Genomic DNA, 18,749 nt, shown 5'->3' on the forward strand with positions numbered 1-18,749 from the left:
AAACATGGCATTAATAGGAAATAAAGAATACTATAAAGGTATTGGAGAAATTAAATTTGAAGGCAAAGAGTCAGATAACCCTTTAGCGTTTAAATATTACAATCCAGACCAAGTTGTTGCTGGCAAAACTATGAAAGAATGGTTTAAATTTTCTGTGGCTTACTGGCATACGTTTTGCGGACAAGGAAGCGACCCGTTTGGTCCTGGAACTTTAAACTTCCCTTGGGATGCTTCAACCAACGCTGTTCAAGCTGCAAAAGATAAAGCCGATGCTGCATTCGAATTTATTACAAAAATGGGATTTGGCTACTACTGTTTCCACGATGTAGATTTAGTACGCGAAGGTAATTCGTTTGGCGAACTAGAATCTAACTTAGCTGCAATTACCGAGTATTTAAAAGAGAAACAAGCTGCTTCGGGTGTAAAATTACTTTGGGGTACAGCCAACTGTTTTTCTAATCCAAGATACATGAATGGTGCTTCTACAAACCCAGATTTTAATGTGGTTGCCAGAGCTGGCGGACAAATTAAATTGGCTTTAGATGCTACTATTGCTTTAAATGGTGAAAACTATGTATTCTGGGGAGGTCGCGAAGGTTACATGAGCTTATTAAATACCGATATGGGGCGCGAACTAGACCACATGGGGCAATTTTTAACCATGGCTAGAGATTATGCTAGAGCTCAAGGTTTTAAAGGAAACTTCTTTATTGAGCCAAAACCTATGGAACCAATGAAACACCAATACGATTTCGATTCGGCGACTGCTATTGGTTTCTTAAAAGAATATGGTTTAGATAAAGATTTTAAAATTAATATTGAAGTAAATCACGCGACGTTAGCACAACACACTTTTCAACATGAAATTGAAGTGGCAGCAAAAGCCGGTATGTTAGGTAGCTTAGATGCTAACCGTGGCGATTACCAAAACGGCTGGGATACAGACCAGTTTCCTAACAACATTCAAGAAACTACCGAAGCTATGCTTGTATTTTTAAAAGCTGGTGGTTTACAAGGTGGTGGTGTTAATTTTGATGCTAAAATTAGAAGAAATTCAACCGATTTAGAAGATGTATTTTTAGCTCACATTGGTGGTGCCGACACCTTTGCTAGAGCTTTAATTACTGCCGATAAAATTATTTCGTCGTCGCCTTACGATAAGTTAAGAAAAGAACGTTACAGCAGCTTTGATTCTGGAAAAGGAAAAGATTTTGAAGCTGGTAAATTAAGCTTAACCGATTTATATAATATCGCTCAAGAAAACGGCGAATTACCTTTACAAAGCGGTAAACAAGAATTGTTCGAGAATATAATCAATCAGTATATCTAATTATTTTTTTAATTAGAGTTAATAAAGAGGCTGACTAAAAGGATACATGTTTTGTTAATCTGAACTCGTTTTAGATTCTTCAAACTAACGAAAATCAATGTTAAGATTCTGAAATAAATTCAGAATGACAGATTTTCTATCTTTTTAGTCAGTCTCCTCTTATATAAAAAATTGATTATAGCAGTGTAGAATTTTAAATTAAAGCATAAAAAAAAGCTTCAATTTCTTGAAGCTTTTTGTGACCGCGGCAGGATTCAAACCTGCAACCTCTTGAGCCGTAATCAAGTGCGCTATTCAGTTGCGCCACGCGGCCGTTTTTTGTGGGTGCAAATATATATTTTTATTAATATACCACCAAAATATATTTAATATTTTTTAGGAGATATTTACACCAAACTGGTATTCCCAAAAAATAAAAAAGGTAATAGTAAGATTTAAATAATTTCTGCGCTTAAACCAGCCTCTAAAAGTTTTGAGCATCGTGGTTTTAAATCGTCGTAGCCACCAGTTTTTACGGTACATTTACCTTTATAGTGTACTAAAATAGTGCACTGCTCTGCTTGTTCTAAGGTATGCTCGCAAACATAAATTAAAGTTTCGATAACATGATCGAAGGTATTTACATCGTCGTTGTACAATACTATTTCATTTTGAGTAGAAACTTTTTCTTGAAGTAGTACATCTTCCAGCGCTTTTTCTTTGGTACTCATGTAATTACAGGTAATAGGTGATAATTTTTTACTAATTTATAAATTTTAACGAAACCCAGTTATTTCTTTCAAAATTTTCTTCGAATTTTAACAATAAATTTTCGCAAGCTTCTTGAATAATTGGAATATCGTCACTATAAAAACCACTTAAAAACAACAGACCTCCTTTATTTAAACAAGACACATATGTTGCCATATCTTGTAATAAAATGTTTCGGTTTATGTTTGCAATTATAACATCATATTTATTTTTGCCCAATACGCTGGCGTCGCCTTCAATAACTGTAATGTGTTGGCTGTTATTACGCTCTACATTTTCTAAACTATTTAAATAGCACCAATTATCATAATCGACAGCGTCAATTGGTTTTGCTCCTTTTTTTTCGGCTAAAATGGCTAAAACACCTGTACCACAACCCATATCTAAAACCGATTTGTCTTTAAAATCGTTTTTTAAGATGTGCTGAATCATCATGTGTGTGGTTTCATGGTGGCCGGTGCCAAAACTCATTTTTGGCTCGATAACAATGTCGTATTCTACATTAAATTTTTCATGAAATGGTGCGCGAACTGCACAAGCATCGTCTACAACTATTGGCTTAAAGTTTTTTTCCCATTCGGCATTCCAATTGGTTTGCTCTATTTCTTCGAAGGTGAAGGTTATTTTAAACTCCTCGGAATTTAATATTTGTATATCTTCTAGAATAGATTGGTTCCACTCTTCTTTTTGAATATATGCTGTTACGCCTTCTTCAGTTTCTACAAAACTCTCGAAACCTGCGTAGCCTAATTCGGCAATTAAAATTTCTACGGCTGGTTGTTGCGGTTCTACTTTAAAATAATATCCTAAATATATTGGATTTGACATATGCTATTTTTAGGCTGCAAAGATAGTTACTAAAAAATAAAGCTAGACTTTTGATTTTGTATAAAACCAAAAAACCTGCTAAGCTTTAATAAACTTAACAGGTTTTATGTTTTATAACTGGTTTTGGCAAATATGCCCGCGTTAGGGATTGAGGTATTGTTGAAGCTCACCGACGAAGGAGGTAGCGACTACCGAAAGCCCGACCTTGCCCAAAGCAAGGTAACGCCCAAATTATTTTATTTTTAAAAGGCGTTTACTATGGCAAAGAAATCTTCGGCTTTTAGCGACGCACCACCAATTAAACCACCGTCTACATCGGGCTTGCCAAATATTTCGTTAGCGTTGTTTGGTTTTACACTACCGCCGTATAAAATGGATACGTCGTTTGCAGTATCGTAACCATAATGGTCTGCCAAGGTTTTTCGAATGTGTGCGTGCATGTCTTGCGCTTGCTCTGGAGAAGCTGTTTCTCCGGTACCAATGGCCCAAACTGGTTCGTAAGCCAATACTATATTTTTATAATCCCATGATTTTAAATGGAATAATGCATTTTTAATTTGATCTTCGACAACTTGCTCGTGATTACCCGATTTTCTGTCGGCCAACTCTTCGCCAAAACAAAAAATCACGGTCATATCGCTAGCTAAGGCTGCATCTACTTTTTTGGCAAGAAGCTCGTCGGTTTCGTTAAAGTATGCACGACGTTCGCTGTGACCTAATATTACCGTTTTTATTCCTATGCTTTTTAACATAGCTGCACTAATTTCGCCTGTATATGCACCATTTTCTGCAAAATGCATGTTTTGTGCAACAACTTCGATATCTGTTCCTTTTAATGTTTCGAAAGCACTGTAAAGGTTGGTAAAGGTTGGTGCTACCAAAACTTCGGCATTCGAAGTTTTAGTTTGGGTTTTTAAATTTGTGATTAAGGCTTGAGTTTGCGCTAAATCGTTATTCATTTTCCAGTTTCCGGCTACTATATTTTTTCTCATGATCGTATGGTAACCTTCGTAAAAAGAAGGTATTAATTTGTTTTATTTATGATTATTCGAATTATACTATGCTAAAATACTTAATTTTTAATAGCTTCTAGCAACTTTTCGTCATCAGCTTCAATTACATTAAATACAACGATTTCGCCAGCCTTATTTATTACCATATATCGAGGAATCCAGCTAATATTTACAAAATCTGCAAAAGCACAATCTTTAGCGTTTGGTAAATAATAATGATCGCCAGTAACTTGATATTTATTTATACCATGTTTCCAGGAATCGATACTTCTATCTAAAGATAAAAACACGTATTCTACGTCTGGAAATTGAGCTTGTAACTTTTTTACTTTGGGCATGTTTTTTATACAATCGCTGCACCAAGACGCCCAAATATCGATAACAATAGTTTTTCCTTTATGTTTGTTTAAAATAGATTGAAAAGAAACTTGGTTTCCTGCTAAAGAAATAAAGGTATCGTTTAAAGCTTCTTCTGAAAATTGTGTTGGTTCTTGCTTGTTACAGCTTAAAAATGTTACAACAGTTAATATTACTAAACTTAGTTTTTTCATTTATAAAATTTGAATTTGAATGCGCTTTCGCAGCTATTGAAGATTAATTAAGTTTTACCTTTGGATCTAACCAAACATATATTAAGTCGACAAGAATATTAATAATTACAAACATAATGGCAATTATTAATACGGCGCCCATTATAATTGGTAAATCGAGCGTATTTAAAGCATTTACAATTTCTTTTCCGAGGCCATTCCACCCGAAAATATACTCTACAAAAACAGCTCCTGCTAACATGGAAGCGAACCAACCCGAAATTGCAGTAACCACAGGATTTAAGGCATTTTTAACGGCGTGTTTTTTTATAATTTGAAACTCGCTAAGCCCTTTGGCTCTGGCAGTGCGAATGTAATCTTGATTAAACACTTCTAACAGCGAATTACGCATAAGCTGAATAACAACTGCCAACGGGCGAATACCTAAAACGATTGCAGGAAGTATTAAATTTTTCCATTTAATATGCATAGCTTCACCAAAATCGTCGAGTTCGTAAAGGCTGCCTGTCATTTCTAAATTGGTATATTTATGAAGTACAAAACCAAATAACCAAGCAAATAAAATGGCACTAAAAAACGATGGCACACTCATACCTAAGGTACTAAATATTTGAATGGTTTTATCGAGCCATTGGTCTTTGTATAGCGCAGAAACTATACCTAAAATTACACCCAAAATCATGGCTATAATTATTGCAGATACCGCCAAAACAAAGGTGTTTGGCAAGGTTTCTTTTAAAACATCGCTCACTTTTTTACCTTGTTTTGTAAACGATTCGCGCAAATATGGAAGTTTTAATACAACCATGGTATTTCCTATTGAAAACAATCGAGCTGCATTATACTTTCCGTCTTGTAAAAACGTATAATCGGTTTCACTTTTGGAGTGAAATGAAATAGGCGATAAATCGTTTAAATAGTAAAAATACTGGGTTGTAACTGGCTTATCGAAACCATACTTATGTTTTACCAATGCGAGCTGCTCGCTATCTTCATTTTGACCAAGCATCATTTGTGCCGGATCGCCAGGTAATACATTAAACAGAAAGAATATAACCGTAACTACACCAAATAAGGTGAGTAATGCATAAGAAGTTTTATTTATAAAATAATTTATCAGACTGCTTTTTGTTGATTATAAATTTAGAAAATTAATTCGACTTTAAGGTAACGACAACTAAACCGGTAAAATTTGTATTATTCTCGATATTATGAGCATTAACAGTTTCCGGATCTTTTATAACATTTACACTTTTTATTTTTGCCGGATCGATAGCTTCAACAACCTCTTTGCTAGATAATTGCGCATCTAAAAAATAACCAACACTTTCTTTTACTAAAAAATCTTTTGGTTTAGTTTCTACTAAAGGTAAGTTTAAGTTTTCAATATCGTTCCAATGTACTTTTTGTTTTACGGTTCCTGAATCCAGTTCAATAATCCCAGGATTAGCTCGAACCAACGTTTTTAATGCTTTTTCGTCGCACAAATACCAATTAAAACTAATATTATATAATTTTTTAATGTCTTGTTTTGTAGCCTCTCCAGACGCTGTTAAACCAATAATTTGATAACCGTTTTTTTCGGCCTTATCTTGCAACGCTTTTAGTTTTAAAGCGCCTTCGCGCTCAATTTTCTCTAAGCTATATGAAATAACTACAATTAAATTTTCTTCTGAAAGAAATTTTGATGTAAAATCTTCGTCTTCAGTTTCAATTGAAAAATCGTAAATTGCTGGTTGGTAACCTTCTTTTATCACTTTAGTTTCAACACCAATAAACTCACCTTCAACCGAAGGGTAAGCACCCATTGTTGTAATTATTTGTTCTTCGCCATCAACTTTAAATTTCCAGTAATATTCGGTTTCGGCTTTAGGCGCATCATCTGGAATAAGCATTCCTTCACTAATATTCGCACCAATTTTATAGGCTCTAAAATCTTTAGCCGGTAAATGCATTAAAACATGGTAACCAAACCAAAGTGATAAAATAAAACTTAATAATGCGACTATTGTTAATGTTAGTTTACCAAAACTTGGGGTAATATATTTTTTCCCAACAAATAAAATCAAGATTAGTATAAGTAATACCAAATCTTTTGTAAAACTTTCCCATGGCGTAAGTTTTAAGGCATCACCAAAACAACCACAATCTTTAACTTTATCAAAATAAGCCGAATAAAAGGTTAAGAATGTAAAAAACACAATCATTAACAACAAACTCCAAACGGTAAATTTAGGTTTATATCCTATTAATAAAAATACGCCTAAAACAACCTCGAAAACCACAACAACAACCGAAATCATTAACGCATAAGGTTCTAAAAATGGGATATTTAATACATCTGGACTAAAATATTCTTGTAATTTATATGAAAACCCAAGCGGATCGTTAAGCTTTATTAATCCGGATATGATGAATAAAACACCAACAAATATTCTGGAAATACTAACTAATATCTTCATTATGTGATTTTGAGTTTGAATGTAAAGATTTCCGCTGGACAGCAGAAAATTTTAACTTTTGTTTAAATGAATTAGTGCAAAAACCGAATAATTAATCATATCTTGATAATTAGCATCTATACCCTCGCTAACTAATGTTTTGCCCGCATTATCTTCAATTTGCTTAACTCTTAATAGTTTTTGTAAAATTAAATCGGTTAAACTACTTACACGCATATCGCGCCATGCTTCGCCATAATCGTGGTTTTTGTCTTCCATTAATTTTTTAGTGATGGCTACCTGTTTTTCATACAATTTGGTGGCTTCTTCGGTATTTAAATCTGGCTGTTCCACCACTCCTTTTTCAATTTGAATTAAGGCCATAATACAGTAATTTATTATGCCTATAAATTCGCTAATTTCGCCTTCATCAACCTTTCTAACATCGTTTTCTTGCAAACCTCGAATACGTTGTGCTTTTATAAAAATCTGGTCGGTAAGCGATGGCAAACGCAAAATACGCCAAGCGCTTCCATAATCGCTCATTTTTTTAATAAAGAGACTTCTACAAGTTTCTATAACGGCATCGTATTGTTTTGAGGTTTCTTGCATAAATAAATTGAATTTTGTGTAAATTTCGCCTAAATTGTTTAAAGTACAAAGTTGAAGCTTTAAAGTTTTTAAACATAGTACAAACAACGGTTAAAACAATATGAATGACAATTAATTGCAAAGGAAACCTCATCGATTTATCTGCTCCAAAAGTAATGGGCATTTTAAACCTAACACCCGATTCTTTTTTTGATGGCGGTAAACATAAAAACGAGAAAGACATTTTATCGCATGTAGAAAACATGTTAAACGCAGGTGCCACTTTTATAGATGCCGGAGCTTACAGTTCGCGTCCCAATGCAGATGATGTTAGTGAAACTGAAGAATTACATCGAATGATTCCTATTATAGACTTAATTCTAAAACATTTTCCAGAAACCATACTTTCCATTGATACATTTAGGAGCCGTGTAGCAGAAAAAAGTATTGAAGCTGGCGCCGCAATTATAAATGATATTTCGGCAGGAAACCTCGATAAAAACATGCTACCAACTGTAGCTAGTTTAAAAGTACCGTATATTATGATGCACATGCGAGGCACCCCAAAAACCATGCAACAACAAACCAATTACGGTAACTTAATAAAAGACATTATTTTTTATTTTTCTGAAAGATTAGCGGCAGCAAAAGCTTTAGGCATTAAAGATATAATCGTAGATCCTGGATTTGGATTTGCAAAAACCTTAGAACAAAATTACACGCTTTTAAATAACTTAGAATTATTAAAAATGATTGATAAACCTTTACTCGCAGGTGTTTCAAGAAAATCTATGATTTATAAAAAGTTAGACATTACAGCTCAAGAAGCCTTAAACGGCACGTCTGTTTTAAACACCATTGCACTGCAAAAAGGAGCGAAAATTTTACGGGTTCACGATGTAAAAGAAGCCGTTGAATGTATTAAATTAATTGAAGCGTTAGAAGTTAGAAGTTAGAAGTTATGAAATATATTATTTTACTCTTAACTGGTGTTTTATTTTTTTCCTGCGGAAATAAAAAAACGGTACAGTTACCCGAAATTAACAATTCTGAAATTCAAAATATTCAAGACGTTTCTGCGGCATATATTTTTTACGACCAAACACAAAAAGACAGTGTTTTACTAAATAGAAAAAACCTAATTAGCACCACCAATTGGTTAGTTAATATCGATAAACGATTAACGTTACGCCAGGTTGTACCGCAAATAAAATTTCTACAAGAAAAAAAGGCAAATGCTGGCCATAAAAATGAAGACGCTAAAAACTATTTTTCTTGTAACGACATAAGCAAGAATAATTTAGGGTTTATGGAATTTACTAATATTAAATATGTAATTAAAGAAGAAAACACTCCACAAACAATACCACTAGATTTTGAAGTAACCACTAAAAATATTTTTGTTAACGATAACGGAAAAATATTTATAATAAACCATGAAAAAGAACCTTTTATAACAGAAAGTAATAAAAACAAACTTATAACCGACTTGAAAAATGTATTCGCTAAAGCATCAAAAGTTTCCTTACGGTTTTCAAAGTCATTAACTTTTCAAGATTATATAACCATCAAAGCTTTAATACAAAACAAAGAATTTAATCATCTTAAAATATCGAATACAGAATTTATAAATTGATAACTTCATTTTTATTAAATTTACCAAAACCCATTGCCTTTGGATATTTTTAAAGACATTTTAAACTTTAGTGTTATTGATGTAATTGACGTTATTTTAGTAGCGCTTCTGCTTTATTATATTTATAAGCTTATTAAAGGCACGGTTGCTATCAATATTTTTATTGGTATCATTATTATTTACTTGGTTTGGAAACTTACCGAGTTTTTAAACATGCAACTGCTTACCAGTATTTTTGGGGGCTTCATTAAAGTTGGAATTATTGCACTTATTGTTGTTTTTCAGCCTGAAATAAGGAAATTTTTATTGATGGTTGGCTCTACAAATCTCAACAGGCGTAAGCAATTTTTTAAGCCGTTTAACTTTTTAAAAACTGAAGAGGAATTTGAAACTAACACCGATATTAATGCGATAATTTCGGCATGTAATAAAATGAGTCTGTCTAAAACAGGGGCATTAATAGTTTTTGAACGTAACAACAATTTAGACTTTTTATCGTCTTCGGGAGACGAAATGAACATAAAAGTAACACAACCCATTATTGAAAGTATATTTTTTAAAAATAGTCCGTTACACGATGGTGCTATAATTGTAAACAATAATATTGTAAAAGCTACCCGAGTTATTTTACCTGTTAATAACGAAAAACACATTCCGCAGCGTTTCGGGCTCCGGCATAGAGCAGCCATTGGTGTTACCGAAAAAACTGATGCTTTGGCCCTAGCAGTAAGCGAAGAAACCGGTCATATTTCATATTTCAAAGATGGAGAATTTGTGGTTTACGAAGACAGCAACGAGCTCACAAACATTATTAAAAAAGATTTAAGCTAATTTATTATGACTTGCAAAAACTGTAACAATACCCTTAGAACCGATTATAGTTTTTGTCCAGATTGCGGTGCTAAAGTTATAAGAAACCGAATTACAGCAAAAAGTTTGACTTTCGATTTTTTTGAACGTTTTTTCAATCTGGATAATACACTTTTTAAAACGCTTTGGCACATGATAATTAAACCACAAGACGTTTGTGGTGGTTATATTTCTGGATTACGTAAAAAATATTTAAACCCAGTAAGCATCTTAGCTATTTCGCTTACGGTATCGGGATTAGTAATGTTTTTAATGAAAAAAATTGCATGGGAGCATATCGATTTTAGTAATATTGGTTATGCCCAAACCAGTTCGGGAGCAGCCGGCACAGAGAAAATCATGTCCAAAACCATGGAATATAGTTCGTTTGTATACTTTTTATACATTCCAATTATAGCGTTTTCAAGTTTTGTTGCCTTCAATTATAAAAAATATAATTTTGCAGAACATGTTGTTTCGGCCATTTATACACTTACTAGTTTTAGTCTTATTACTACAATTTATGCTGTAATTACACTGCTAATAAATCCGCAGTTATACATGAATACGGCAATGATTTACATTGTTTTTATGATCGTATTTTGTATTTATGTATCATATAAAAATTCTGAGAACAACCTAAAATCTTTATTTTGGAGAATTCCCTTATTCCTACTCATTGTTCTAATAGGTTATATAGGCACTTCTATATTAACGGTAGTTGTATTGTTTTTATCAGGCGAATTAAGTCCGCAAGATTTTATACTTAAAAATTAAGCTACTTTTTCTTGTAAAAACTGTACTTCGTAAAGGTTTTTATAATAACCATTTTCTTTTTTAAGCAATTCATCGTGTGTGCCTTGTTCTACAATTTCACCGGCATCCATAACAATAATTTTATCTGCTTTTTTAACAGTTGCTAAACGATGCGCAATAACAATGGAAGTTCTTCCCTTAGTAATTTTATCCGTAGCATCTTGTATAAGTTGTTCAGAATGTGAATCGACAGACGATGTCGCTTCATCTAAAACCAAAATACTAGGGTTTGTAACATAAGCACGTAAAAATGATATTAATTGCCGTTGACCTGATGACAGCATAACGCCACGTTCTTTTACGTTGTATTGATAGCCGTTTGGCAGACTTGAAATAAACTCATGCACGCCAATTTCTTTCGCAGCTGAAATTACATCGGCTTCAGAAACTTCTGGATGATCGAGCGTAATATTACTCATAATTGTATCTGCAAACAAAAACACATCTTGTAAAACTACCGCTATTTGATTTCGTAACGATTGTAAAGTGAAGGCTTTAATATTAACATCATCAACTAAAATATTGCCATCTTTAATTTCGTAAAAACGATTCAATAAATTAATAATTGTAGATTTACCAGCTCCGGTAGCACCAACAATAGCAATAGTTTCGCCAGCATTTACATTAAAAGAAATTCCTTTTAACACTTCTTCTTCTTCAACATAACTAAAACGAACTTTATCGAATCGTATATTTCCTTTAAAAGCTTCTGCTAACTGCGTTCCAGAATCGTCGATATGAGATGTTGTGTCTAATACTTTAAAAACTCTATTGGCCGCAACCATGCCCATTTGCAATGTATTAAATTTATCGGCAATTTGTCGTAACGGCCTAAACAGCATAGGAATAAACATAATAAACGACACTAAAACACCTTGAGAAACACTGCTTGTTACGCCAATATTTAATCCGCCATACCAAGCAACTAAACCTATAGTTACAGACCCAAATAATTCGGCAATTGGAAAGAAAAACGAATTATACCAAACGGTTTTTAACCACCCTTTTTTATGTCGTTCGTTTATAGTTTTAAACTTTTCGAACTCTATAGATTCACGCGTAAAAACTTGCAAAATTTTCATTCCTGTAAGTCGCTCTTGAACAAAGGAATTAAGGTTTGATACTTCCGAGCGTACTTCTTCAAAGGCCTTTTTCATATACTTTTGAAAAATTCGTGTTGCATAAATTAAGATAGGCAACATAAGCACCACAATTAAAGACAACTTTACATTGGTGTAAAGCATAACACCAAAAACTACAGCCATGGTTAGTAAATCTCTAAAAATCATAAACAAACCTTGTCCAAAAATATCTGCAATACGCTCCATATCGGCAACCGATCGTGTAATAAGCACACCAACAGAAGATTGGTCGTAATATTTCATTTTAAAACTTAGTAAATGATTGAATAAATTTACACGAACATCTTTAACCAAACTTTGCCCTAACCATGAGGCATAATACATAAACAATAACTGAAAAATGGTTTGAAAAATTAAAGTACCAAACATAAGCGTTACATAAAACACAAAGCCTTCTTTGTCTTTATTAGTCATACTATCATCTATAGCTAACTCTGTTAGCTTCGGGACTGCTGCACTTAAAACAGCTAGTAAAACAACACTTATAATTAAACCAAAAAACACAAACTTGTAAGGCTTAATAAACTCAAACAGTCGTTTAAACAGGTTATAATCGAAAAATTTATCTTTAGAATTACTCATTATATTTTTATGTCCTCGGGGTATTCAATATGCGTTAAGTACAACCCGTGAGCAGGCACCGAAAAGCCAGCTTCACTACGGTTTTTAGACTGAATGATGTCGTGCAAAGCTTCAACTTCAATTTTACCTAAACCAATATTTACCATGGTACCAACTATAGCACGCACCATGTTACGCAAAAACCTATCGGCCTTTACGGTAAAATGAATTTCGTCTTCAACCCTATTCCATTCGGCTTGCATAACTTTACAGTTAAAGGTTTTAACATCGGTGTTGGTTTTTGAAAAACATTGAAAATCGATATATTCAAATAGGATCTTCGAGGCTTTATTCATTTTTTCCAGATCTAATTCCTGATTTACAAAATACGTATTATTAAAATTAAATACATTTTTTTTTGTTGCAATTCGGTACAAATAAGTTCTACTTAAAGCATCAAAACGGGCATGACCGTCTGTTTTTACTTCAAATAAATTGTGAATAGCCACATCTTTAGGTAAAAACGAATTTAATTTATAAACTAAGTTATCCATTATTTGGTCGGTTTCAAAATGCGCAAACATTTGTTTAGCATGCACACCAGCGTCGGTTCTACCCGCACCAACAATGCTAATTTTTGTATTTAATAAAGTTGACAATGCTTTCTCAATAACTTCCTGAACGCTAATTGCATTGGGCTGATTTTGCCAACCATGATACTCGGTTCCATTATACGAAAGCTCTAAAAAATACCTCAATCTGTTTTTCTTCTTTTATTAAACAACAAATATAGATAGTTTTGTAGTTTCTGCGAAAGCCATAATCTTAATTCTATATTAAAAGAAAGCCCTTTTACATGACAAAAATACTTTTACTTTCTGATACGCACAGTTATATTGATAATGATATTTTAAAATATGTAAAACAAGCCGATGAAGTTTGGCATGCCGGCGATATTGGTGATTTAAAAGTTACCGATGCTATAAAAGCTATAAAGCCATTGCGAGGTGTTTACGGCAATATTGATGATGCTAAGGTTCGAGTAGAATTTCCTGAACATAACCGTTTTTTATGTGAAGCTGTAGATGTTTGGATTACACATATTGGAGGTTATCCGCCAAGATATAACGTTAAAACTCTTAACGAAATTAAACAAAACCCGCCACGACTATTTATTTGTGGGCATTCTCATATTTTGAAAGTAATGCCAGATAAGAATTTAAATTTAATTCATATGAATCCAGGAGCGGTTGGTAAACACGGTTTCCATAAAGTACGCACCATGCTTCGATTTACTATTGATGGTAAAAAAATTGACAACTTAGAGGTTGTCGAATTCAAAAAGTAGTATGAAAATAAGAGAAATTAACGTCGTGATTTTTTCTTGTTAACTTGATGACAAACCATACAAAAAGAGTCTGTTTTAAACACTTAGTTTTTTAATCTCAATATTATTTAAGTTTCAAAAAACACTGAAATTGAAAAGTATCATACTCTAAAAACCTCAGAATAATACATTTCTAACTTTTAAGACAGCCTCTTAATAATATTTTAGAAATATAACTTAACCAACTTTTTGTTGCTCTTTTATTTGATTAAGCATACTTAATTCTTGCTTAATTTCAGCTTTACGTTTGTTAAAAGCATTAATTTTAGCATCAATTAAAGCTTGGTTTTTTATACGACGCTGACGTCTAAGTTCTTGTTTTTTTAATTGTTCTTCTTGTACTTTCTTTTGTGTCATTTTTTCTTTAAAAACAGACCAATACGAGTAGCCATACATACTTAAAAACAACAAAGCTACAATACCAAGGATTACGTAACCATTTTCCATGACTTAAGGAGGGATTAATGAATTAATATTTTCTTGCTAAAAATCTGCGTAATCATTATTTATTAACACAGTTCTTTCACAAAATTATATAATTAGTTATTTAAATAAAAATAAACAAGCCAAATTACTAAAAAAGAGGATGAAATTATTTCAATAAAAAAATCTTTAGATAATTAAATTAATAATCACCTAAAGATTCTAAATTCTTATTTTTTTTGCTTAAATTTATTGGTCTACCACTTCACCAGTCCATTGTAGCATGCCGCCTTCTAAATTATAAGCATTTTCAAAACCTAGTTCTTCCATTAGTTTACATGCTTGCCCGCTTCTATTTCCTGAGCGACAATACACGTAATAATTCTTAGTTTTATCAAGCTTATCTATTTCTTCAATAAATTCTTGACCTTTATAAATATCTAAATGAATAGCATTTGGAATAATACCATCGGCAACTTCAGCATCAGTTCTTACATCTAAAATTACAGCATTATTATCATCGGCTAATTGTTCTTGCCATTCTTCTTGAGATAAATCTTCCATTTTTATTACTTTAAATTTATATTACAAAATTACTATATATTTAAATTTAGACGAAAAAAAATCTGAAGTTTTACAAAACTTCAGATTTATATAAACCAATATAATATCTTATTAATTAGCTACTTTTATTGAACAACCAATGGCTTTTGTTTCTGTTTCTTTTATTGGTGTTCCTGCTATTAAAGCATCAACCGCATTTTCAACATATTTGGTTGTAACTGCCGATGCATCTTTATAATTATTATCGATAGCTCCAATGTAAGACACTACAAATCCTGATTCTGTTCTATCTAAAACAAATACGTGAGGTGTTTTAGTTGCTCCAAACTTTGGATAAACATCTTGTTTTGCATCAATTAAATACGGAAACGTAAAACCTTTTTGTTCTGCACGCTTTTTCATTGACTCTAAATCGTCATCTGGTTTTACACTTGTATCATTTGGCATAATAGCTACAACAGGATAACCTTTATCGGCATATTTTTTATCTAATTCAATGATACGATCTTCGTAAGCCACAGCGTAAGGGCACGTATTACATGTAAAAGTTACGATAACTCCTAGTTTGTCTTCGTAATCGGAGAGCGAAACCATTTTTCCGTCGATATTTTTCAATTTAAAATCTTCAACTATATCTCCAATATTATAGCCGGCATATTCTGCTGTTGGTTTTAATGTGAAGGCACTAACAAGCCCAACAACGCAAACAGCTAAAATTAATTTAATGGAATTTTTCATAGGTTTTTTAATTTAAGAATGGTTTTAATTCGTTTTCTAACTCTTCAAAGCTAAAAGATTGTTCAAAAAATAATTTTTTATTTTTATTATAGATTACCGTTGCCGGAATAGAGCCCGACCAGGTTTCGTCTACTTTAGGAATCCAAGTATTCATATCGGCATCATCCAACACTAAAACTTTCGATTTTAATTTATGCTCTTTTATAAATGGTTTCAATTTTGTGTCGTATTGATGCGGAAAATCTAAACTCACCAATAAAACTTCAACGTTTTTATCCTTGTAGGCTTCATTTAATTGTTCAAAATATGGCAGTTCTTTTACACACGGCGCACACCAAGTAGCCCAAAAATTGACTACATAAGTTTTATCGTCTTTAAAATTTAAAAATTTTTCCAGACCGTTAAAGTCGTATATTTCAAGCTCCTCATTCAAAACTGCTGCTTTAGCTTCAGAAAATTCATTAAGCTCCTGCCCTGTTTTGCTTTGTTGTTTACAACTGGTTAATGCAAAAAATACAATAAAAATCAAATTTAGTTTCATAACCTTAAAAATAATTAACAATATTCTGTTTTTATAATAGTTTAACAAAGTTTTAATTAAAAAATCAACTAAACTTTTGGGTAAAACTTAATTCATTTTTATATTTGAACCAAGCAAAAGAAAAAAATGAAAAATTCATTAAATAATACTTGGTGGTGGTGTTTACGTAACTAACGTTCGTGAAGCAAATTCCTCGTATATTTAATTAAAAAATATCACAAAAGGCTTGTCATTCACGACAGGCCTTTTTTAATGGTTTTAATCAAACTATTTATTTTGAAAAACAAACTAAATGAAACAATACAAATTACATACACACTATAAAAAAATATTAACCGACACCATAACTCCGGTTACCGTTTACTATAAAATACGCGACAAATACCCAAACAGTATTTTGTTAGAAAGTGGCGATTACCACCGTAACCACAAAAACTTTTCGTACATCTGTTTTAACCCAATTGCATCAATTAAAGTTGAAAACGAAGTTATAAGCGAAACCTTTCCAGATGGTAGTTCTGCCGAAGTAAATATTACAGATCAAGTTAGTGTTGTAGACGAAATTTACAATTTTACTCAAAAATTTGATGTAGAATCTGAAGAAGATTTCAAGTTTATAAACAACGGCATTTTTGGTTATACGGCTTATGATGCTGTTCGTTATTTTGAAGACATCAATATTAGTAAAAAAGACGATTCGGTTACCATTCCAGACATGTATTATGCGGTTTATAAGAATATAATAGCCATAAATCATTTTAAAAATGAAGCTTATATTTTTGCGCATTGTCCGGAAGGTTCAGAAAACAATATTCATGAAATAGATAAACTAATAAACGTGCAAAACTTTGCATCGTATAAGTTTAGTGCCAAAAATAATATTGAATCTAATTTAACCGACGACGAGTTTAAAGAACAGGTAAAACTAGCTAAAAAACATTGCCAACGCGGTGATGTGTTTCAATTAGTATTATCGCGCCGTTTTTCCCAAGAATTTACTGGCGACGATTTTAATGTGTATCGTGCCTTACGAAGTATAAATCCGTCGCCATATTTATTTTATTTCGATTATGGCGATTTTAAAATATTTGGTAGTTCTCCAGAAGCCCAACTTATTGTAAGTAATGGTTTAGCCGAAATTCATCCCATTGCAGGAACTTTTAAACGCACAGGCGATGAGGAACAAGACGAAATTTTAGCAGAAAAGCTAAAAAACGACGACAAAGAAAATGCCGAACACGTTATGCTTGTCGATTTAGCTCGAAACGATTTAAGCCGACATGGAAACAACGTAAATGTAGAAACATATCGCGAAGTTCAATTTTTCTCGCATGTTATCCATTTAGTAAGTAAAGTAATTGGTAAAAAACACGATACGACCTCCACAATGCAGGTCGTTGCCGATACCTTTCCTGCAGGAACTTTAAGTGGAGCCCCAAAGCACATGGCTATGCAACTTATTGAAAAATACGAAAAAACAAGCCGTGGCTATTACGGCGGCGCCATTGGTTTTATGGATTTTGAAGGAAACTTTAACCACGCCATAATGATTCGTACCTTTTTAAGTAAAGATTACAAATTAAACTGGCAAGCCGGAGCAGGAATGGTTTCTAAATCGAATGAAGAAAGTGAAACCCAAGAAGTTTATAACAAACTAGGTGCGCTAAAAAAAGCTATTAAAGTAGCTGAGGAAATATAATTGAAGTTTGAATTTTCAATAGAAAGTAAAAATGAAAAAAGTCAAGCCCCAAATTTCGACATAGTCGAAAACGTCAATCTGCAGAAATAAAGAGCGTAAAACGTAACTGCGAAGCGTAGCTTCAAGCATGAAGTTTTAAAGTGAACGTTCCGAAGGAATTCCCTCAGATTGATTTGATTTTTTGGTTCGTTTTGTATCAAGACAAAATGAACATTTGAATTAATAAGAGATAATTTAAAAAAGATCCTGAAACAGGTTCAGGGTAACAACTATGAAAAAAATATTAGTTATAGACAATTACGACAGTTTCACATACAATCTTGTACATTATTTAGAAGATTTAAACTGCGAAGTAACCGTTGTTAGAAACGATAAATTACAATTAGAAGATGTTGAAGCATTCGATAAAATTGTATTATCTCCAGGACCAGGAATCCCAGATGAAGCTGGCCTTTTAAAAGCTATTATTGAAAAATATGCAGCAACAAAAAGTATTTTTGGTGTGTGTTTAGGGCAACAAGCTATTGGTGAAGTATTTGGAGGTTCTTTAGAAAATTTAGATGATGTTTACCATGGCGTGGCAACCAACGTAACTTTAAGTGTTGATGATGAATATATTTTTGAAGGTTTAAATAAAAACATTGAAGTTGGCCGTTACCACTCATGGGTTGTAAATGCAAATTTACCAGAAAGTTTAGAAGCAACATCGTTTGATGAAAACGGACAAATAATGTCATTACGCCATAAAACATTCGATGTTCGCGGTGTGCAATACCACCCCGAATCGGTTTTAACACCAGACGGAAAAAAAATATTAGAAAACTGGGTGAATCATTAGAAGTTAGAAAGATTAAAATTTTAGAATAGAACAAGAAATAAAAGAAACAAA

General features: G+C 32.6%; 21 protein-coding genes and 1 tRNA gene. 8 read left to right on the forward strand and 14 right to left on the reverse strand.

The window, feature by feature from the left end; translation table 11 throughout:
* Positions 1-4 precede the first annotated feature (4 nt).
* Positions 5-1,330 carry a xylose isomerase gene (xylA, locus tag PW52_RS16480; protein WP_044634086.1) on the forward strand — a complete coding sequence of 442 codons (1,326 nt, stop codon included), beginning with the start codon at positions 5-7 and terminating at the stop codon, positions 1,328-1,330.
* A gap of 239 nt (positions 1,331-1,569) precedes the next feature.
* On the opposite strand, the gene PW52_RS16485 is transcribed toward xylA, so the two are convergent.
* From PW52_RS16485 to PW52_RS16520, 8 genes are all read right to left on the reverse strand, one after another.
* Positions 1,570-1,643 (reverse strand) — tRNA-Arg (locus tag PW52_RS16485).
* Positions 1,644-1,764: 121 nt separating this feature from the next.
* On the reverse strand, positions 1,765-2,040 hold the full coding sequence (locus tag PW52_RS16490) for an ATP-dependent Clp protease adaptor ClpS (RefSeq protein WP_044634087.1): 276 nt from the start codon (positions 2,038-2,040) through the stop codon (positions 1,765-1,767).
* 31 nt (positions 2,041-2,071) lie between these two features.
* Positions 2,072-2,908 (reverse strand): 50S ribosomal protein L11 methyltransferase, encoded by an 837-nt coding sequence (gene prmA, locus PW52_RS16495; RefSeq protein ID WP_044634088.1) that lies wholly within the window; start codon positions 2,906-2,908, stop codon positions 2,072-2,074.
* A gap of 242 nt (positions 2,909-3,150) precedes the next feature.
* The gene (tpiA, locus tag PW52_RS16500) at positions 3,151-3,900 is read right to left on the reverse strand and encodes a triose-phosphate isomerase (protein ID WP_044634089.1); all 750 of its coding nucleotides are present in this window, start codon (positions 3,898-3,900) and stop codon (positions 3,151-3,153) included.
* 80 nt (positions 3,901-3,980) lie between these two features.
* Complete coding sequence (locus PW52_RS16505; protein ID WP_044634090.1) at positions 3,981-4,472, reverse strand: TlpA family protein disulfide reductase; 492 nt, start codon at positions 4,470-4,472, stop codon at positions 3,981-3,983.
* Positions 4,473-4,515: 43 nt separating this feature from the next.
* Entirely contained in the window at positions 4,516-5,592 is a 1,077-nt protein-coding gene (locus tag PW52_RS16510; protein WP_044634091.1) for an ABC transporter permease, read from the reverse strand.
* Positions 5,593-5,623: 31 nt separating this feature from the next.
* Entirely contained in the window at positions 5,624-6,934 is a 1,311-nt protein-coding gene (locus PW52_RS16515) for a BT_3928 family protein (RefSeq protein WP_044634092.1), read from the reverse strand.
* A gap of 51 nt (positions 6,935-6,985) precedes the next feature.
* Positions 6,986-7,525: a DUF1599 domain-containing protein gene (locus tag PW52_RS16520; protein ID WP_044634105.1), complete on the reverse strand. Its 540-nt coding sequence runs from the start codon at positions 7,523-7,525 to the stop codon at positions 6,986-6,988.
* A 104-nt stretch (positions 7,526-7,629) separates the two neighbouring features.
* Here PW52_RS16520 and folP point away from each other — a divergent pair, with 104 nt between their 5' ends.
* The 4 genes from folP to PW52_RS16540 are packed head-to-tail and all read left to right on the forward strand — an operon-like array spanning position 7,630 to position 10,766.
* Positions 7,630-8,460, forward strand: a complete 831-nt coding sequence (gene folP, locus PW52_RS16525; RefSeq protein WP_044634093.1) for a dihydropteroate synthase — start codon at positions 7,630-7,632, stop codon at positions 8,458-8,460.
* Positions 8,461-8,465: 5 nt separating this feature from the next.
* Positions 8,466-9,140: a hypothetical protein gene (locus tag PW52_RS17265; protein WP_052823539.1), complete on the forward strand. Its 675-nt coding sequence runs from the start codon at positions 8,466-8,468 to the stop codon at positions 9,138-9,140.
* Between the two features lie 39 nt (positions 9,141-9,179).
* Complete coding sequence (locus PW52_RS16535) at positions 9,180-9,971, forward strand: diadenylate cyclase (RefSeq protein ID WP_044634094.1); 792 nt, start codon at positions 9,180-9,182, stop codon at positions 9,969-9,971.
* Between the two features lie 6 nt (positions 9,972-9,977).
* Entirely contained in the window at positions 9,978-10,766 is a 789-nt protein-coding gene (locus PW52_RS16540) for a DUF3667 domain-containing protein (protein ID WP_044634095.1), read from the forward strand.
* On the opposite strand, the gene PW52_RS16545 is transcribed toward PW52_RS16540, so the two are convergent.
* On the reverse strand, positions 10,763-12,529 hold the full coding sequence (locus PW52_RS16545; protein WP_044634096.1) for an ABC transporter ATP-binding protein: 1,767 nt from the start codon (positions 12,527-12,529) through the stop codon (positions 10,763-10,765). The two genes, PW52_RS16540 and PW52_RS16545, sit on opposite strands and share 4 nt — an antisense overlap.
* Positions 12,529-13,266, reverse strand: coding sequence for a tRNA pseudouridine(38-40) synthase TruA (truA, locus tag PW52_RS16550; RefSeq protein WP_044634097.1), 738 nt, complete (start codon positions 13,264-13,266; stop codon positions 12,529-12,531). Before truA ends, PW52_RS16545 begins: the two co-directional genes overlap by 1 nt.
* Before the next feature lie 98 nt (positions 13,267-13,364).
* Here truA and PW52_RS16555 point away from each other — a divergent pair, with 98 nt between their 5' ends.
* The gene (locus tag PW52_RS16555; protein WP_044634098.1) at positions 13,365-13,856 is read left to right on the forward strand and encodes a metallophosphoesterase family protein; all 492 of its coding nucleotides are present in this window, start codon (positions 13,365-13,367) and stop codon (positions 13,854-13,856) included.
* Positions 13,857-14,072: 216 nt separating this feature from the next.
* On the opposite strand, the gene PW52_RS16560 is transcribed toward PW52_RS16555, so the two are convergent.
* From PW52_RS16560 to PW52_RS16575, 4 genes are all read right to left on the reverse strand, one after another.
* Positions 14,073-14,342, reverse strand: coding sequence for a hypothetical protein (locus tag PW52_RS16560; protein WP_044634099.1), 270 nt, complete (start codon positions 14,340-14,342; stop codon positions 14,073-14,075).
* Positions 14,343-14,567: 225 nt separating this feature from the next.
* Positions 14,568-14,882 (reverse strand): rhodanese-like domain-containing protein, encoded by a 315-nt coding sequence (locus tag PW52_RS16565; protein ID WP_044634100.1) that lies wholly within the window; start codon positions 14,880-14,882, stop codon positions 14,568-14,570.
* 111 nt (positions 14,883-14,993) lie between these two features.
* Positions 14,994-15,620, reverse strand: a complete 627-nt coding sequence (locus tag PW52_RS16570) for a thioredoxin family protein (protein ID WP_044634101.1) — start codon at positions 15,618-15,620, stop codon at positions 14,994-14,996.
* Positions 15,621-15,627: 7 nt separating this feature from the next.
* Positions 15,628-16,161 (reverse strand): TlpA disulfide reductase family protein, encoded by a 534-nt coding sequence (locus tag PW52_RS16575; protein ID WP_044634107.1) that lies wholly within the window; start codon positions 16,159-16,161, stop codon positions 15,628-15,630.
* A gap of 292 nt (positions 16,162-16,453) precedes the next feature.
* On the opposite strand from PW52_RS16575, the gene PW52_RS16580 reads away from it, so the two are divergent.
* Together PW52_RS16580 and PW52_RS16585 are read left to right on the forward strand one after the other, a co-directional pair.
* Positions 16,454-17,860: an anthranilate synthase component I family protein gene (locus tag PW52_RS16580; protein WP_044634102.1), complete on the forward strand. Its 1,407-nt coding sequence runs from the start codon at positions 16,454-16,456 to the stop codon at positions 17,858-17,860.
* A gap of 271 nt (positions 17,861-18,131) precedes the next feature.
* Positions 18,132-18,698, forward strand: coding sequence for an anthranilate synthase component II (locus PW52_RS16585; protein WP_044634103.1), 567 nt, complete (start codon positions 18,132-18,134; stop codon positions 18,696-18,698).
* Positions 18,699-18,749 lie beyond the last annotated feature (51 nt).

The sequence above is a fragment of the Neotamlana sedimentorum genome (genome assembly GCF_000943565.1).
Taxonomy (GTDB): Bacteria; Bacteroidota; Bacteroidia; order Flavobacteriales; family Flavobacteriaceae; genus Neotamlana; species Neotamlana sedimentorum.

Bases quoted from the DNA above. Each gene is read 5' to 3' on its own strand.
- xylA (WP_044634086.1), top strand. From the start codon at position 5: ATGGCATTAATAGGAAATAAAGAATACTATAAAGGTATTGGAGAAATT.
- folP (WP_044634093.1), top strand. From the start codon at position 7,630: ATGACAATTAATTGCAAAGGAAACCTCATCGATTTATCTGCTCCAAAA.
- PW52_RS16585 (WP_044634103.1), top strand. From the start codon at position 18,132: ATGAAAAAAATATTAGTTATAGACAATTACGACAGTTTCACATACAAT.
- PW52_RS16565 (WP_044634100.1), bottom strand. From the start codon at position 14,882: ATGGAAGATTTATCTCAAGAAGAATGGCAAGAACAATTAGCCGATGAT.
- tpiA (WP_044634089.1), bottom strand. From the start codon at position 3,900: ATGAGAAAAAATATAGTAGCCGGAAACTGGAAAATGAATAACGATTTA.
- PW52_RS17265 (WP_052823539.1), top strand. From the start codon at position 8,466: ATGAAATATATTATTTTACTCTTAACTGGTGTTTTATTTTTTTCCTGC.
- PW52_RS16560 (WP_044634099.1), bottom strand. From the start codon at position 14,342: ATGGAAAATGGTTACGTAATCCTTGGTATTGTAGCTTTGTTGTTTTTA.
- PW52_RS16520 (WP_044634105.1), bottom strand. From the start codon at position 7,525: ATGCAAGAAACCTCAAAACAATACGATGCCGTTATAGAAACTTGTAGA.
- PW52_RS16580 (WP_044634102.1), top strand. From the start codon at position 16,454: ATGAAACAATACAAATTACATACACACTATAAAAAAATATTAACCGAC.
- PW52_RS16570 (WP_044634101.1), bottom strand. From the start codon at position 15,620: ATGAAAAATTCCATTAAATTAATTTTAGCTGTTTGCGTTGTTGGGCTT.
- PW52_RS16540 (WP_044634095.1), top strand. From the start codon at position 9,978: ATGACTTGCAAAAACTGTAACAATACCCTTAGAACCGATTATAGTTTT.
- PW52_RS16490 (WP_044634087.1), bottom strand. From the start codon at position 2,040: ATGAGTACCAAAGAAAAAGCGCTGGAAGATGTACTACTTCAAGAAAAA.
- PW52_RS16515 (WP_044634092.1), bottom strand. From the start codon at position 6,934: ATGAAGATATTAGTTAGTATTTCCAGAATATTTGTTGGTGTTTTATTC.
- PW52_RS16505 (WP_044634090.1), bottom strand. From the start codon at position 4,472: ATGAAAAAACTAAGTTTAGTAATATTAACTGTTGTAACATTTTTAAGC.
- PW52_RS16545 (WP_044634096.1), bottom strand. From the start codon at position 12,529: ATGAGTAATTCTAAAGATAAATTTTTCGATTATAACCTGTTTAAACGA.
- PW52_RS16575 (WP_044634107.1), bottom strand. From the start codon at position 16,161: ATGAAACTAAATTTGATTTTTATTGTATTTTTTGCATTAACCAGTTGT.
- prmA (WP_044634088.1), bottom strand. From the start codon at position 2,908: ATGTCAAATCCAATATATTTAGGATATTATTTTAAAGTAGAACCGCAA.
- PW52_RS16555 (WP_044634098.1), top strand. From the start codon at position 13,365: ATGACAAAAATACTTTTACTTTCTGATACGCACAGTTATATTGATAAT.